The organism is Myxococcales bacterium (genome assembly GCA_016706225.1).
GTDB lineage: Bacteria > Myxococcota_A > Polyangia > Polyangiales > Polyangiaceae > JADJKB01.
Genome location: JADJKB010000021.1, coordinates 1,185,141 through 1,200,814, shown reverse-complemented (window position 1 = coordinate 1,200,814; position 15,674 = coordinate 1,185,141). Strand labels below are relative to the sequence as shown.

Annotated in this window: 10 protein-coding genes; 6 read left to right on the top strand and 4 right to left on the bottom strand. The window is 67.2% G+C overall.

Translation table 11 applies throughout. The features are described from left to right. Positions 1-485 precede the first annotated feature (485 nt). Positions 486-677, bottom strand: coding sequence for a L,D-transpeptidase (locus IPI67_30015; GenBank protein ID MBK7584428.1), 192 nt, complete (start codon positions 675-677; stop codon positions 486-488). A 520-nt stretch (positions 678-1,197) separates the two neighbouring features. Here IPI67_30015 and IPI67_30010 point away from each other — a divergent pair. From IPI67_30010 to IPI67_29985, 6 genes are all read left to right on the top strand, one after another. Further along, positions 1,198-4,191 carry a trypsin-like serine protease gene (locus IPI67_30010; GenBank protein MBK7584427.1) on the top strand — a complete coding sequence of 998 codons (2,994 nt, stop codon included), beginning with the start codon at positions 1,198-1,200 and terminating at the stop codon, positions 4,189-4,191. Then, complete coding sequence (locus IPI67_30005; protein ID MBK7584426.1) at positions 4,188-5,633, top strand: hypothetical protein; 1,446 nt, start codon at positions 4,188-4,190, stop codon at positions 5,631-5,633. Before IPI67_30010 ends, IPI67_30005 begins: the two co-directional genes overlap by 4 nt. 1,341 nt (positions 5,634-6,974) lie before the next feature. Beyond that, positions 6,975-9,869, top strand: a complete 2,895-nt coding sequence (locus tag IPI67_30000; protein ID MBK7584425.1) for a thrombospondin type 3 repeat-containing protein — start codon at positions 6,975-6,977, stop codon at positions 9,867-9,869. Then, the gene (locus IPI67_29995) at positions 9,854-11,338 is read left to right on the top strand and encodes a hypothetical protein (GenBank protein MBK7584424.1); all 1,485 of its coding nucleotides are present in this window, start codon (positions 9,854-9,856) and stop codon (positions 11,336-11,338) included. Before IPI67_30000 ends, IPI67_29995 begins: the two co-directional genes overlap by 16 nt. Positions 11,339-11,345: 7 nt before the next feature. Beyond that, a complete protein-coding gene (locus tag IPI67_29990) occupies positions 11,346-12,008 on the top strand; it encodes a hypothetical protein (GenBank protein MBK7584423.1) in 663 nt (220 codons plus the stop codon). Positions 12,009-12,439: 431 nt separating this feature from the next. Continuing rightward, positions 12,440-12,670, top strand: a complete 231-nt coding sequence (locus tag IPI67_29985) for a DUF559 domain-containing protein (protein ID MBK7584422.1) — start codon at positions 12,440-12,442, stop codon at positions 12,668-12,670. A gap of 159 nt (positions 12,671-12,829) precedes the next feature. Here IPI67_29985 and IPI67_29980 read toward each other — a convergent pair whose 3' ends face one another. The 3 genes from IPI67_29980 to IPI67_29970 all read right to left on the bottom strand — a co-directional run bounded on the left by IPI67_29980 (position 12,830) and on the right by IPI67_29970 (position 15,673). Next, positions 12,830-14,494: a L,D-transpeptidase gene (locus tag IPI67_29980; protein MBK7584421.1), complete on the bottom strand. Its 1,665-nt coding sequence runs from the start codon at positions 14,492-14,494 to the stop codon at positions 12,830-12,832. 68 nt (positions 14,495-14,562) lie between these two features. Further along, positions 14,563-15,138, bottom strand: coding sequence for a hypothetical protein (locus IPI67_29975; GenBank protein MBK7584420.1), 576 nt, complete (start codon positions 15,136-15,138; stop codon positions 14,563-14,565). Positions 15,139-15,295: 157 nt separating this feature from the next. Then, positions 15,296-15,673: a VOC family protein gene (locus tag IPI67_29970; protein ID MBK7584419.1), complete on the bottom strand. Its 378-nt coding sequence runs from the start codon at positions 15,671-15,673 to the stop codon at positions 15,296-15,298. Between the last annotated feature and the right edge of the window lies 1 nt (position 15,674).

Genomic DNA, 15,674 nt, shown 5'->3' with positions numbered 1-15,674 from the left:
CCATCGCGGCCGCTCCCCGCTTCCGCCGTCCCCATGGCTCAGACGGAGCAAAAGTGAAGCCGAGCCCGCGTCGTCGGCTGGCGCGCGCGGGGTTCCTCTTCGGAGCCGGCGTTGGCTTGGCCGTGGCCTGCGCGCGCGACGCGACCAGACCCGCGCCCGTCGGATTGCAGGCAGACGAGGATGGCGGCAACACTCCGGCCGACGCGGTCGGTGTGGAGAGCTTCGACACGGACACGAGCCTGCCCGGGTCCGTGAGCTCGACACGAACGTGCTGCAACGGGCAGCCGTGCAGAGGCGACTGCGTGCGCTTCAAAGGGGAGAAACCCCCGGTCTGTTATTGCGCGTCGCTGAGGGGTGGCTGCCCTGCGCCACACCATTGCTGCATGATGACTCACTGCGGGTGGGTCGACTATTGCAACTAGCGCGAGGCGGCATGTCGGCCTCGCGAAGCAAGTCGTGAGCTCTCCCCAACCACCCCCGCGATCTCACCGCACTCTGACCAACGTCCCCATCCCCCGCGCATCCCCCGAGCGCACGCCGTGCCACGCGGCGGGCACGCTGGGTTCCGTCCACTCGAATAGCCACTTTGCGTCGCGCGGCGAGAGGTTCACGCAGCCGCCGCTCTTGGGTTCGCCGAAGCGGTCGTGCCAGTAGGCGGCGTGCAGGGCGAAGGGCATGTGTGGTGTTGCCCCCACCCTCGTCGCCGCTCCGCGGCGCCGGTCCCCTCCTTACCCGGTGCGCGCGAGCGGTGAAGTATTGCCAAGACCCCGCACGTCTTGCCGATGCTCGCGCGCACGCGGGCGGAGGGGACGCGTCGCTCCACGCTTGGTGCGCTCGCTCAGGGCATGGCTCGCGCCGCGTTTGGTGGCCGCTCGCTTCGATGACGGCGTCGTGAGCTTTCAAGCCGCGTGTCAGCCAGCCTCCATGTGAGTGTCGGCAGCTGTGCGCCGTTTCGTACCTTTCGAGTGCGCGTGAATTCCGGCACACTTCCTTCGGGTCGTGTACGCCGGGGAGACTGAGACATGGTTGGAACGTCCAGCGCCGTTCGAGTTCTGGGATTGGCTTGCTCCAGCGTTGCGATCCTCGCGCTGGCATGCAGTTCGCAGGGGGGGGGCCGACCTTGAGAGGAGGTCGAGCCCCATCGAGGGGCCCAGCGAGGGGATAGCTCCGATCGATTCGGAGGACGCGTTCACCGGTGTGGTTCGCGTCGACTACGTCGGCAGCTGGGGAAACAAGCCGTGCACTGGCACGCTGGTGTCGTGTCGAGAAGTGTTGACCGCGCAGCACTGTCTCGAGCCAGCAACGCAGGAAGTCGCCGTTCGTCTGCTGCGTTACTCGCCAACGAAGCAATGGAAGTCCATCTCGGTGCCGTTTCAGCTCGGCACCACGGTCATCGTCAAGCAGCCCGGCGTGTACGGCGACCCGGCCAAAGGTCAGAGCGACATGCTGGTGGTGAAGCTCCCCGGGCCGGTGCCGAAGGGGTTCAGTCCGATCCCTCGGCACCCAGGGCACAGCACGAAGTTCTTCGAGGACAAGACGACCATCGTTGGTTACGGGCTCACTGGCGCTTGCACGCCCAACAACGCCGACGAGCGCCGCTTTGGCAACCAGCTGAGCGCAAACACCCTGTTCAACGGCTTCACCATCGACTGGACGCTCGGCGGCGAGGAATCGTCCGCCGACGCTGGCGACTCCGGGGGTCCGCTGCTGGTGGGGCCGGTCGGTGCTCCCCGTATCGTAGGGGTCTTCTCTGACTTCCTCGTGGACGCATTCGCTCTGAGCTGCAATCCAGTTACGAATCAGTGGGCGAGCGTCGTTGCGCAGAAGGCCTGGCTCGACAGCGTACTCGCCCCACCAGGGTTGGACTCCGACGGCGACGGAGTTCCCGACGAGTGCGACGAGTGCGCGCTCGGCAGCGACTACGACCGCTGCGGTCCCAACTCGGCCGCACCAGGCGTGCCAAGGGCCTGCGCGCCCCCCTGCGGGTGCGAGCCCGACACGGACCACGACGGCATCTGCGACAAGGAAGACGCTTGCCCGAACACGCCGTCGACTCTTGCCGTCAACGCGAACGCGCTCTCCGAGAGCTTCCACAGCCCGACCGAGCGCTGGCCCGACCTCTGCGATCCAGTGCCCGTTCCCGCCGCGAAACCGGTTCCCAAGGACATTCCGCTCCCTCCCGCAAGCAACCCGCCGTGCGCGGATCCGGTCTGCTACGTCAAGAAAGGCACCGACAGCTCGTCACTGCGGGTGACCCCCGTGCGTTCGAATCGCGCGCCGGTTCTGGTGGGCTCTCCGTCGTACTGGAATTTCCTTGGGCTCGCGACGAACTTCAGGTTCTGCCAGGAGAAGATCCTCAACAGCGATCCCGCATGCGATGACCAGCTCGCGGTCTTGGATGCCCGCCTCACCGACGCCGCGACGGCCGCTCAGGAGCAGCGCGCCCAGCCCTACCACCGCATCCGCATCGACCGGGGTCTCACGCAGCTTCCGCGAGGGGCCAGCAGTCCCTTCGACTACCTCAACGCCCACTCGTTCGATACGAAGCAGCAGTACGACGTGAAGTGGGCCTATCTGGAGGACTTCGCGTTCTGGCAAACCAAGGCAGGGACGCTCGCCGAATTCATCGCCTTGCCGAGCCCCGGCTTCCCCGACGGCAGCGTGGCGAGTGGTCTCGACGGGAAGATGTGGCTCAACGCCGCGACGCCGGTCGGGGACACCGTCGATGTCGGAACCGGCTTCCATGGCGAGCAGCTCGCGAACGCACACTTCGACCTCGCGCCGGAGAAGTTCCTGCTCGTGGGCACGGCAGGTCCGCTGATCTGGCCGACCTTCGAGGGCGACAATCCGATCCTTTGGCCGCTGGCGGCGGATCCGATCAAACAAAACTGGCAGCCGTTTCCCGACGAGCCAGCGGGCCAAGCGCGCGTTGCCTTCTGGAACTCGGTCGCGCACGGCCCCTTCGTGCTCACGACAGGCGGGGACGCTGTCGATGCTTCGGACCGCGTCAGCCCTGCGCTCGCGGCGTCGCTTGGTGTGGGCTCGCGCGTATTGAATGCGGTCGAGCCTTATGGCGCGTGGTGGTCCGCAAACGAGCGGGTGGCTGTGCTGTTCGCTCGCGACGCTACGAGCGTGATTGACAGCGTGGCGGTCGGAGATGACGGGCATCTCGTCGGAGGCGCCGACGACCGTCAGGTCGGGTGCACGGCCGGGCAAGTGCTCATGCGCTGTGCGACCGGACTCAAGTGTTCGATCCCATGCAATGAGGTCGTCGGGGACGACGGCGGCAACCCAGGTCCCGGCGATCCCTCCTGCACCCTGGCCGCGGCGCCCGGAAGCGACGGTGTCACCGACGAATCGGCGATCACCTGCCAAGCGGAGTCCGGAGCGCTCTGCGCGGCCGGCAGCATGGCGTGCAGCTCGAGCTGCTTCGTGCCGTGCGATGGGATCGTCGGTTGTGTTCCGGATGGTCGCTTCGGGGACGAGCAGCCTGATCTGTGCGGCGACAGCGCCGCGGGGGCCACGCTCGCCGTGGCACAGAATCCCGGCGTGCCCGCGCTCCCGGAGCCACGCACCGAATTCGTGGGCATCTACTCCCGCTCTCTCGACAGGTTGTTCGTCGTCGGGGGGCGCAGCCTCGCTGGAGAGCGGCTGCACGACATCTGGACGGGTCGTCCGATGGGCCACTTCGTCCGACTCCCGCTCGCTCAGAGTCTCGGCGATGTGCTGGCGGGCACCTACGACTTCGCTGAGCGGGCGTTGTACGTGCTGGACCAGGTCGCACCACCCGGGAGCAAGTCCAAGAAGGGCGGCAAGCCACCCCCTCATTTCTTGCGCTTGCTCCGCGTGGACCCGTTCGATGCAAGTGTGACGGTGCTCACGACCTGGCCGGCGGTTGGCGCGTTTGATCGCTTCTTCCTCGTCGCGGACAGTGATCGTCAACTGCTGATCGCTGCCACCAGCACTCTCTCCCACAAGTACGCCATCGTGCGATTGGTCACGTCGTCGTTGCAGGTCACCGGTGTGAGGCTCGGGTCGAGCCAGTTGGTTGCAGGCCCCGTGGTGGACCCAGTCGGTTACCTGCTGGTAACCCATGACAAGAAGAACCAACGCCTGACGACAGAGCGATTCACTCTACAGAGCGCCGCGGGCGCGCAGGCCAACCCAACCATCAGCCAAGTCCTCCAATGAGCCGCAAGATTTGGCTCGGAGTGCTGGCGATCGCGCTCGGCGCGGGATGCTCGGGCGCGTGCACCTCGGAGGGGGACGGCGCGAAACCAAAGCCGGACGACGCAGGAAACGATACGGGTGTCGGCGGGAGCAGCGGAGCTGGGTCGGACGCGGGTGCGGGCGGTACGCCCGCCGACTCCGGCGATGCGGACGCGCCATGCATCCCTCCGCCCAAGCCCGATTTCGTCCCCGACGGCTGGGACGCCTACACCGACTTCTCTTGCGCGCAGCCGTTCTACGTGCCGTCGAGTGAGAAGTACTTGCCCGAGCCCATCCTCTGGGAACCGTGCCCTTCGCCGTCGCTGCTGAGCAAAGGCTGCCAGTGGATGAAGGTGACGTGGGCAGATCCGACTGCGCTCCAGATTGCGAAGCTCGCGCCCAGCCAGTCTGGCCCGCCTCTGCTCTCATTCATGCGTATCGTGCGTCCCGAGGGTGGAGCTGGTCACTCGTATTCACTCGTCGCGGAAGCGAACGGAGCGATCCGTTTCGCCCTTCTGAACCCGAGGACACCGCAGGAAGGCACGGTCGACCTGATAGTGGACGTGAATGAGGACCGCTTCGCGGTCGAAGTCGCGGGCGGCGAAGGGTACAAGCAAAACGCCTTCGACTCCGACCGCAGAGGTGTGCTCATCGGCAAACTCGGCGAGCTCCGACCCACGCTGTTTCATTTCGAGGTCACGCCGTCGGTCTACTCGTGGCGCGTGAGCGGCAAGCTCGCCGTTCGGGGCGAAGCGCCCGCACTGCGCTTGACGGCGTTCCCGCTCGATGGCGCGCCGGCGTTCGAGCTGGCGTCGCCTTCCACCGACCCGGACGGGCTTCCCCCGCATCTGCCCGTGGTGCTCGGGGACAATGTGCTGTTCGATGTGGGCACCCTCTTGTCCCAAGGCATCATGGTCCACGACCCGGTGCTGAAAACGCAGGCCCTGGTCCGTTGGTATGGGGACACCTCGAAGGGCGCCTACAACGTCGGCACCGACGGCAAGGACCTGGTGTGGACCTACGGCGAGGTTCATCCGCCGACGGGAGGCAGCTACGAGAAGCGCAGTGTCTGGACCTCCCCGTTCACCACAGATCCGGCGAAGCTCGTCCCCAAGCGCTTGCGTTCGGATCCGGAGACCGCCTTCGACGTCAACTTCGTCGTCGGGTGCGGCTACGCGGCGCACAAGCTCCAGCCGCCGGACGGGATGCTGGTCGTGCGGTTGTCGGATGGCGTTTCGTGGATCCTACCGAACAATCTGACCGCAGCAGACAAGACGGGCTGGCATTGGCAGAAGGGCATCGGCATCACCTGTGACGAGGTCTTCGCCACCGTTGCTGTGATCAGCTCGCCGACGGCGAAGCTCGTCTACACGGTCGCGCGAGTTCGGCTCGACGCGCTGGGTCCGGGCGTCCCACCAGATTGAGCCCTTCCGAGTGCGGCGATGGGTGAGCGTGAACTGCGGACGGACCCCTCATCGAGCGGGCCTCGCCCCCCGTCGTGCTTTCGCCAGCGCAAGTGACGAGCGCCGCCGAGCGCGCAGCGCCTCAGCCCACACGCGGCCTCCTACGCTTCGCGCACGGGGTCACCCCCGTGCACGCAAGGACTGGCCTTCCCGACTGTGGACTCTTGTCGGGGCAGGACTTGAACATCGATTCTCATCTTCTTTCTCACCTGCTTCCTTCTGCCGGTCTTTCCCGGCGCATCCCTCCACTCGCCTCGCTGCGCTCGGCGGTCTCCCCCAACGCCGGTGCGCGCGGGCGGAGGCGTCGTGCCAAGACTTGCGAGCGCCTTGCTGATGCCCGCGCGCACGCGGCGGGGGGAGACGGGAGGGCGAGTGCGGTTTCAGAACGCTCGCCCGTGCGAGCCGAACTGACGGTAAGTCGGAATGGGGTTCGTGTCGTGGTCGGACCGCCGGCGCGTCAGAGACAGCCCTCGCTCCGCCCGCAACGGAAACCAGCGGTCGCACAACGAACGCTAAACGAACGCTCCGTTGACTGCCGCGACCCCATCATCTCCGCCTGGCGACCAGCACCTGCGGCAAATCGTCGCCGGGTACGTGGCGCACCACCGTCGCGAGAGAGATCATCAGGGCCTCGGCAGTGAACTGAGCGAATCGCCGCCCGCAAACTCGAACGGCGCGCGGACGATTCGATGTCGGGACCGGCTCGGCGGAACGCTTCGCTACTAGCACGGCGCATGCGGCTTGATTTCGCGCGGACCAGTTTTCGAACACGGCGGCGTTGCGATCGTCGCGCTGCTGCGCCGTTCGCCATCTCCGCGCGCACAGAGGTGAGTGCGAATGCACCCAGTGCGACGTGACGTACCGGCATGTGGGTCGGCATGCGTCGATTCACACCCTTGACCGTTCGCGGGGATTCCGGTGAACTGGATCGCGCTGATCCCGAGAGGTGGAGCATGACAGGGGCGGTCGGATTGCGAATGATGGCACGACGTTCGCAGGGGGGGGGCAGCGCGTGCGCCGTTAGCTGCGGTCGCACTCGCTGCGTTCGGAGCGGCGGCGATCGGCTGCTCGACGCATGAGCCACTCGCGGACGGACCCACCGCGGTCAACGCGCAGCAAATCTACGGCGCTGGTGCCGCAGCGGACACGACATCGACGACGGGCTTCCGCGCGCCCGTGGGGCAGTTGTCCACCACGTCGTCGAGCTGCTCAGGCACCGCGGTGAGCGCAACGACGGTCATCAGCGCCGCGCACTGTATGTGCAACTGGGCTACCGGCCAGTGGCTATGGCAATCAGGCGCAGTGATGTCCTTCTTCCTGCCGCAAGCGGGCGGGTGGAAGTCGAACGTGCTGAGCGCGGTAGTGCTTCCAGGTTCGGTTTGCTACATGAACAAGAACGGGGCCCCGCCCTTGATCGGTCCTGGTGACCTTGCCGTTGCCACACTCGCAACGCCGATTCCATTTGCCGTCCTTCAAGAGTACCCACGCGTTCACTTGGGGCCGGCGAAGGCCGACTGGGACTCTGGAAAGCTCCGCGACGTCGCGTCGAACTTCCAGCCTGGCGCGTTCATCGTCGGTTTTGGCGGCACAGTGAACTTCGACTCGAGCGCGGGCGGCGGGACGCGGCGCTTCGGCCAGATCTACCCCGAGCTCTTGAAGGACCCGTGTCCCTCCAAGCTCGGGTACCAGGTCGGCCTCGGTTCCCTCGTGGGGCACTGCAACGACTACTTCGAATGGGAAGCGTTCACCAACGCCGCGGTCGGCGCTGTCGCCGCCCCCGGCGACTCTGGCGGGCCCTTGTATGTCACGGATTCTTCCGACGACTCGCTCGTGCTCGCGGGTGTGTTCTCTGGTTATTACGACTACGATCAGCCGACGGCCGGCGGCAAAGCCAATCCACCCTGGCCCCGCAACGTATGGGCTCCAACGGGGGATACCGGGGACGTTGGCAGCCACACCTTCCTGATCGCGGCCCTTGGGGGCGACTCCGAACCCGACGGCGTCCCCGACGCCATCGACAACTGCCCGGGCAAGTACAACCCCGACCAACTGGACGAGGACGGCGACAACATCGGAGACGCGTGCGACAACTGTCCACCGAGCTACTGCGTTGTGCTGGTGCCGTCGCCCTTCATCACTTGCAAGAACCCATCACAGCAGGACTTCGACAAGGACGGCGTGGGCGACACCTGCGACCTCTGCCCGGAGAAGAAGAACAGCGGACTGCTTGCTGCGGACTCCGACGGCGATCAGGTTGGCGACGACTGCGACACCTGTCCGCTCGCGAACGCCTACGCTTCGTGCGCGCAGAACACCCAGTGCGCCGCGGCCAACGCAGGCTTCTGCGTTCTCGACTCTGCCGCCGGCGGCTCGTTGCTGTTCGGGCGGTGCAGTCGTGTCGATGATGGCGACGGCGACGGAATCCCTGATACGTGCGATGCCTGTCCGAGCTTCCCCAACACCTCGACCAAGAACACCAACGACCTCGCCGAGGAGCGAGAGCAAACGCTCAACTCGTCGATCGCGAGCCTCGCGGACGACTGCGACCCCGTGCCGATCGTGCGGGTTCCCGCCCAGAAGCCCACCGTCATGGACGTCGTCGGCCACAACAATTTGAACACCAGCAGCGGGGACGGGCCGGACGAGGTAGTGGACATCCCTCAGGAGCGCTGGCTGGGAAGGCAGACGCCGAGCGAGGCGCCCGGGAGCGCCCTTCAGGAGGCGTGGGGATATCGGGCTTGTAGTTGCTTCACAGCGAGCGGCTTTCCTCTACCTCTGAGGGACTGCGTAAAGCAGAACAGCCAATGTTCCTACCTCGCGCCAATGACCAAGCCATTGAGTTGGCGCATTCCAAAAGTCACGCTCACGAACGGCACTCCCATCCTCGACGGCAACGGGGTCACGCTGCTTCAAGGCGACTTCTACCGCGGCATGGCCCAATCGATGACGCTGAGCTGGCGCTGGCGCGACGACGTGAAGAGCGCCAACGTGAGCGGCAAGGGCACCTGTGGCGTTGCGGTCGAGTCGTGCGCGGCTCACGTTGCGATATTCACGACCACGCTGGGGCAAGTCGCGAGCCCGCGCGACGGCAGCGCGTCGCTGCGCGATGTGTTTCAGATCATCGATGCGCCCGCCATCAAGACCTATCTGACGTTGCCCTACGCGGTTCTACCTCCAGGATGCCAGTCCATCCCGTGCCTCGATTGGTACAACCCGAAGCTCTACCTCTTCGATCCCGCGCTGCACGACTTCTCCGAAGCCTTCGCGACGCCGGTGCTGCTCGCGAGGAGCGGCGCCAGCGTCGGTGCAGTCACGCAGGCGACGGGAACACACGACGTGACCAGCGCGATCTCAGCGACCGTGGCCGGCCTGATCGGAGCTACAAACCGAATGTGGCTCACTCCAGCCGAGCCCGCTCACCGAATCAGGCGGCTCCCCCGTCGCGGCGGCGTCCAAGCGGTCTCGTTCCCCCGCGACTACAGCCCCACGGCGAGCATCGACGTCGTATTCGGCAGCGGTGCCGGGCTGTTCACCGACCGGCGCATTGGCGACGGAGACTTCGGGGCTGCGGCGGTGACCCTCGGCGGCTACGGGCCTCGTGCGCGGTCGGACGTCCGAGCCGTGCTGTCCGGCGTCGAGGAGGCGATCTACATGGTGGGCGGCCGCACGCAGAGTGGCCTGCCAAGCCAGGCCATTTGGCGGTACACCATCGCCGATCGCGCCTGGCAAATCGTCGCCGAGAACTCCGCCCTCGTGCCGTCGTCGCGTGTGCTCGCGGTAACTTATGACGAGCCCAACGCGAAGCTGTACGTGCTCGACCTCGACGACGAGCCTCACCCCGGGAACAAGACCACTGCGCGCTTCACGAGCTATGATCTTCGCGCGGGCACCGCGGAGCAGCATGCAACCTGGCCGTACACCGGCAGCTACGAGCAGCTCTGGCTTGCGGCGACGGAGGATGGCGACGTCCTCTTGTTTGCAGCCAAGCAGAAGACCTACAAGGTGTGGCGGCTCCGGCCGAAAGTGCTCAGCGTCAAGTACGCCGGGAACCACACCGGTGTCGGTACTCTGCTTGGTCAGCCCGTCGTGGGCGAACGCGATCCGGTCGTTGCAGTCGTCAACGGCGCGGGCACGGTAGAGTATCGGACCCTCACACCTGCCGACTTCGTTGGCCCGCAGCCGTGCTCCGCACTTTGAACGCCCGAGTCGGGCTCGCGGTGTCTGCGCTCGCGCTGCTGCGCTGCGGGTCGTGCACCAGCGAGTCCGACGGCACATTGGGCCGCACCGGTGGCGGCGGGTCGGGTGCCGCGCTCGGCGGTGGCGGCAACCCCGACGCACCGTCGGGCGCGGGCGGAACGGTCGCCGACGCAGCCGCGGACGGGCCAGGGGCGGGCGGCACCGTCAGCGACGCCGGGCTTTCGCCCGAACAAACCTGGCTCGCCGATCCGGAAGCGTGGATGCCCGTCCCGGGGAGTGAGTTCACACAACCAGCCTGTTCGGTGCTCGAGGCGAAGGAGGGCAAGATTGGGTTTCCCAAGCTGATCTGGAAGTCTTGCGGTGCAGGCTGTGAAGCTGCCGAGCTGGCCGAAGGTTTTGGCTCGAAAGGAGCCCTGCCGACGGCGACGACGTATCAGCTCGCGGGCGGGGACGCGGCGTTTCTGACGTACGACGTATGGGTCAACACGGCTGAAACGTCACACTACGTGCGTCGCGTGGTGCGGCTCGAAGATGGCACGACGGTCGGCGCGCTCGTCGGGCGCCAGAAATCGGCCGCGCCGGTTGCAGGATGCGTGTTCGGCAATGGTCGCGAAAGCGCGCGCGCAAACGCGCTGATGGGTGGGGACCCGGGGAGCCAGATGTACGCCCTGGCACCACTCACCGGCGGCCAGTGGGTGTGGTCGCAGCCGCCGACTCCCCAATCCGGGGCGCCCCCCGCGCTCGTCGAGTTCGACATCGACGCCAGCGGCGGCGCGATCTTCTATACGGGCAAGGGCGGAGTCTGGGCGCTGCTCGACCCCAAAGCGAACGTCTGGAAGCCACTTGAGGTGCCCTCGGCCTCGTCAGTGGGCGCGGGTCAAGGTGACCTTGCGGTCTGGACGGACTACCCGGCCGGCAAGCCCGAGCGAATTCGCGGGTGGGCCACAGACGGGAAGGGCGTTCGAACGTTGCTCGACCCAGCACCGAAAGGCACCTGCCGGCTGAACGTGTCACCGACTGCAATCGTCGGCATAGCACTGGACGGAAACACGGGCTGCGACAACCTGCCGCCCGCGCCCAAAGCGCGCTTCTGGTGGTCACCTCGCAAGTATGATGCTTCCGGTTCCCCAGTCACGTTGGGTCCAGACTTACCCGGGAGCGCCTTCGTCCCGGTGCCGATCGTGTCGGTGCGCGCGTGGGGCGACTACGCGGGCGTCGTATTGAACGTCGTCAACGATGCGGGCGCCCTCGACGGCGGCGCCTACTTCCTCCTGGCGAACCTGGCGACCGGAAAGATCTGGAGGCTCGACGGGACGACCGGGCATGAGCTCCACGAGGACGCTTGGACCCTGACGCCGACCCACTTCTACTTCGCTGATCGCGTCGCGGGCGACGGGCCTTTGATCGTCCGCCGCATGTTCAGGTACGAGCTCGCGAAGCTTGACCAACTCGCCAGCCCGCAAAACTGAGGCTGACGTGAAGCTGTTGCGCGTTCTCGTCGTGTCGTGCCTGTTCGCGGCTCGTGCACGCGCCGACCTGGCGCCCGTCGTCGCGCACCCGGAGCCACCCCCGCGAGTCTTCCCGCGGCGCATGTTCGAGCTGGCGACGCACGGCGCCGGCGCGGCGAGCGAATGCGCGCAGTCTTGCAACGGATTGACCCGCGTCGGGTTCGGCGCGGGCTTCACCGCGCTGCTTCGGCCACTTCATGGGATCGCTTTCCTCTACGGTATCGACCGGAGCTGGTTCCGCTGGAGCCCCGACGGCCGAGAGACGTTCACCGCGCACGTGACCACCAGACGGGTGGGCATGAGGGGGTACGTCCTCGAGACCGAGAACCTGGACGGTTGGCTCGAGGCGGTGCTCATCAAGCCGAGCTGGGGCGCTTCGACGGAGGTAGACTCGCCCGGCCCAGGCGCTGGCCTGGGCACCGGCGCTGGCGTCGAAATGTACCTGCGGGAGCACTTGAAGCTTGGCGCACGGGCGCAGTTCGACGTTTTCGGTGAAGACGGGGGCCCGCACGAGGGCGGCGGCACCAGCGCGGCGACTGGCACGACTCGTGAAGCGCCGTTGATTCGCCTGGTGTTTCAGCTTGGGCTGACGGTAACCATTCCGTTCGGACCGAAGCTCGCGGTCGACTAGCTTCCCGGCTCGCGCGTTCCCGGACAACCGCCTTGATCGGTATCGTCGCGCCGTGCTCTGACGTGGCGGACCGTCCTCACCGTCCCCAACGTGAGAGCCAGTGCCGCATGACTGGCCTCCCCATGCGACAACTACCCTAACCAGTCCCGGCCGTCTGGCTCCGCTCAGCGGCGCACGCTATGCGCCACGCCGCGTACTGAGGTGAGACGAAGCGGTGAGTTCGAGCGCGTGTGCAAGCACGAAGGCGTCGCAGGCGGTGTGTCTCAGAGCCTGCGCCATGGGTCGCGAAGCCCGCGCACCGCGCCGGGCCTCGGAGGAACCCATGCTCGCTCGTGACCGTCATCAGCTCCGGCGCCGCCAGCTCCTCGCCGGCCGCGGCGCCGCGATGCGCGTCGCGCCCACCGCTTCGAGCGCGTCAGCTCGGGGTCGAGGTGCGGCGCCAAGTGGTGATTGCGGACTTCATCGCGGACCTCGTGGTGCCCGCTGCGTGGCTCGTCATCGAGGTGGACGGTCCGTTCCACGCCAGGCGCGCCCTGGCGGATGCGCGGCGCGACCGTGAGTTAGGTCGCCGCGGGTGGCGCGTGCTGCGGCTGCCGGCGGAGCTCGTGGAGCGGGAGATCGAGGAAGCCCTCGCGCGCGTGCGCGCAGCGCTCGGCGGGTGAGCCGCGGGTGGCCTCTTCGCTGGCTTCGCACGATCGTTTTGGTCGGGCTAGACGCGACGTCACCCCTCCCGCGCGAGCGGAGCGAGTGCTTGGGAGGGGTCGGCCGCGCGCAAGGCGGCGTAGCCGCCGCGCACGGACGGGGGTGGGCACCTCGCTACCTCACCGCACTCTGACCAACGTCCCCATCCCCCGCGCATCCCCCGAGCGCACGCCGTGCCACGCCGCGGGCACGCTCGGCTCCGTCCACTCGAACAGCCACTTTGCGTCGCGCGGGGAGAGGTTCACGCAGCCGCCGCTCTTGGGTTCGCCGAAGCGATCGTGCCAGTAGGCGGCGTGCAGGGCGAAGGGCATGTGGAAGAACTGCGTGAAGGGGACCTCGGCGAGGTAGTAACTCTTGCGCAGTGGGTCGGGGGTCATGGTCGTCGAGCGGTGTTTCCACTCGATGCGGAAGGTGCCGGTGGGCGTGGTGAACTTCGCGGGCATGCCGTCCTCGCGCTTGTAGCCGTTGGCGCCGGGGGAGATCAGCGTGGCGAAGACTGCGCGCTCGCCTTCGTACGCAACCAGGGTGCCCTTGAAGATGCTGATGTCGACCCACTTCTCGCCGTCGGCCAGGGCAAATCCTCGCGGGGGCTGCGCTTCGACCAGGGTCGCGTCGCGCTCGCGCATCCAGTACCCGTCACTCGTCTCCAGATAGCGATGGTGCCGCTCCTTGCGGTAGCGACCCGTGAGCCCAGCCCACGCGAGCCGCGGCCAGCTCTCCCGAGTCTCCAGCATCGTCCCCGGTGAGGTGTCCTCGCGGTATCCCGCGAGGGGGTCGGGATCGTCCGGGTTGGGTTCCTCCACCGCCAGCTCGTCCTCGAAGCTGACCGGAGTGAGATCCGACGCCGTGGCCACGACGCGGTACTTCACCTTGTCCTCGTGACGCACGAACGCGATCGGTAGCCGCACACTCTCGTCGTCGATGAACACGCCGGCGAACTTCGACGGTTCGAGCGGCACCAGCTTGTCCTTGGGCGCGATCAGCAGGTCGTCCGTCAAGACGAAGCTTCGGCCACCCGACACGAACTCGTCGGTCCACGCGATGGCGGAGCGCGCCGGGATCCACTTGGCCTTCGCGCGGGTCTCACTCGGGGTGTTGGCGAGCGCCCACGGCGAGAGGTTGCCCGGCCCAAACGGGATGGGTGCGTCGGCTTTCGCGGGGAGCAGATCCACGTCGCGCAGCGCCGCGGGCACTCGACCCGGATCGGTCCCCGCCGCGCGGGCCTCGCGGAGTTTCTCGAGTCGAGCCAGGTGGCCGTCGAGATCGAACTCGGACTCGCGCTGCTCTTCGGGCGTGGGCACCTTGCGGTAGAGCACGCCCTCTCGCGATACACTCCAGCGGAAGGGCACCGCGCTGTCGAAGCTGCCGTGGTGAGCGCGCTTGGTGACGAGCAACGGGTGAGTGTCCACCTCCAGCGTCGTGCTCGCGTCCAGGCACACGTAGCCTTCGGGTTCGACCGCGAACCAGCCTTTCGCACAACCCTCGGTGCCGGCCGCGGTGGCTTCGCGCAGAGGGACCACCGCGCCGACGTGGAGCACTCCGATCTCGGGGCTCGTCGGGCGCGGATTCTGGCGCACGAACACCCGCGACGAGAGCGCGCCGATGCGCGGAGGCAAGACGGGCGCGGTCGCACTCGCGGGTGCAACCTCGGCGGTCGGCTGCGTGTTCGCGGTGGCAGGCTCCGCGGGCGGCGGGTCGACGTGCTCGCGCGGCGGTTCCGGCGCACGCCGGCACGCAACGAGCGCGAGCGCCGCGCCGAGGGCAAACCGACCGCGGGGGGACATCGCCCGAATATCTCGGACGCCTGGCCAAATGGCCTAGATTCCGGCGACGCGAGCCTGCCCGCCGGCGCTCAGCCGCCCCCGCCGTTCAGGTACATGTCCTGACAAGTGCCCGAGCTGCCCGCGGGATCTGCATCACAACCTGCGCCGGCGGGCTCCTCACACGCGATGGCCGGGCAACCGATGCCCTCTCCGCATTTCTGTGTGTCCCAGAAGTATTTCAGATCGCCGAGGGTCTTCAGCGCTTCGGCGGCGCCCGCATTGACGAAGGTTCCCCCGCAGGGGCAAGCGAGCGCATCCGGCACCTTCTTCGTGCACTGCTCCATGTCGATCATGGGGTTGCAGACCTTCGCCTTTTTCAGCGTCTCCACGTAGCCCTGCTCGAGCGAAGCACACGGTGCTCCGCCGCCGCCCGGCGCGCCGCCCGAGGCGCCAACCCCACCGCCTCCGGCCACCGTGCCTCCGGTGCCACCGTCGACCGCGCCGGAGCCTCCACCGCCGGAGACCGCGCCAGTGCCGCCCCCACCCGAGGCGCTTGCTCCCCCGGCTCCGGCTGCTCCCCCCGTGCCTCCGGTTTCGGACTGCCCGCCGCACGCCACGAGGCCGGCGACGAGGGACAACGCAAACCAACGACGATTGTTCGACATCTGACTCTCCAAGAAGAAGTGGCGCGACTTGTGCCAACTCGGATCCGGTTGCCCGGGGCGAACCTTGATTTCGAGGTCCTGGTGACACGAGGAGCAATGCGCGTGCCGAACGTTGAACGTGGCACGTCCCCGTCGTCTGGAGGGCGGCGGTCGGTGCTCAGCTCGAGTGCAACGCCACGCGGTTGCCTTCGCTGTCCCGCACGATGGCTCGAAAGCCGTGGGGGCCGATGGCGTGTTTCGGTTGCAGGATCTCGCCGCCGTTCGGCGCGACGGCGGCGATCGCGTCGTCGAGGCGCCCATCACAGTTGAGATAGATCAGCACCCCGCGCTCGGACGGCGCGTTGTCCTTCATCACGGCGAGGCAGCCGCCAACGGCTGAGCCTTCGTGAGGAAGGATCCCCATCGAGAATCCGGGCCCGTCTTGCTTCGGGATCTCACACCCGAGCACAGCCCCATAAAATTGGATTGCGCGATCGAGCTCGACACACGGCACATCGAACCAAACGACCTGACTCTTCACGCTCTGGGCACCCATG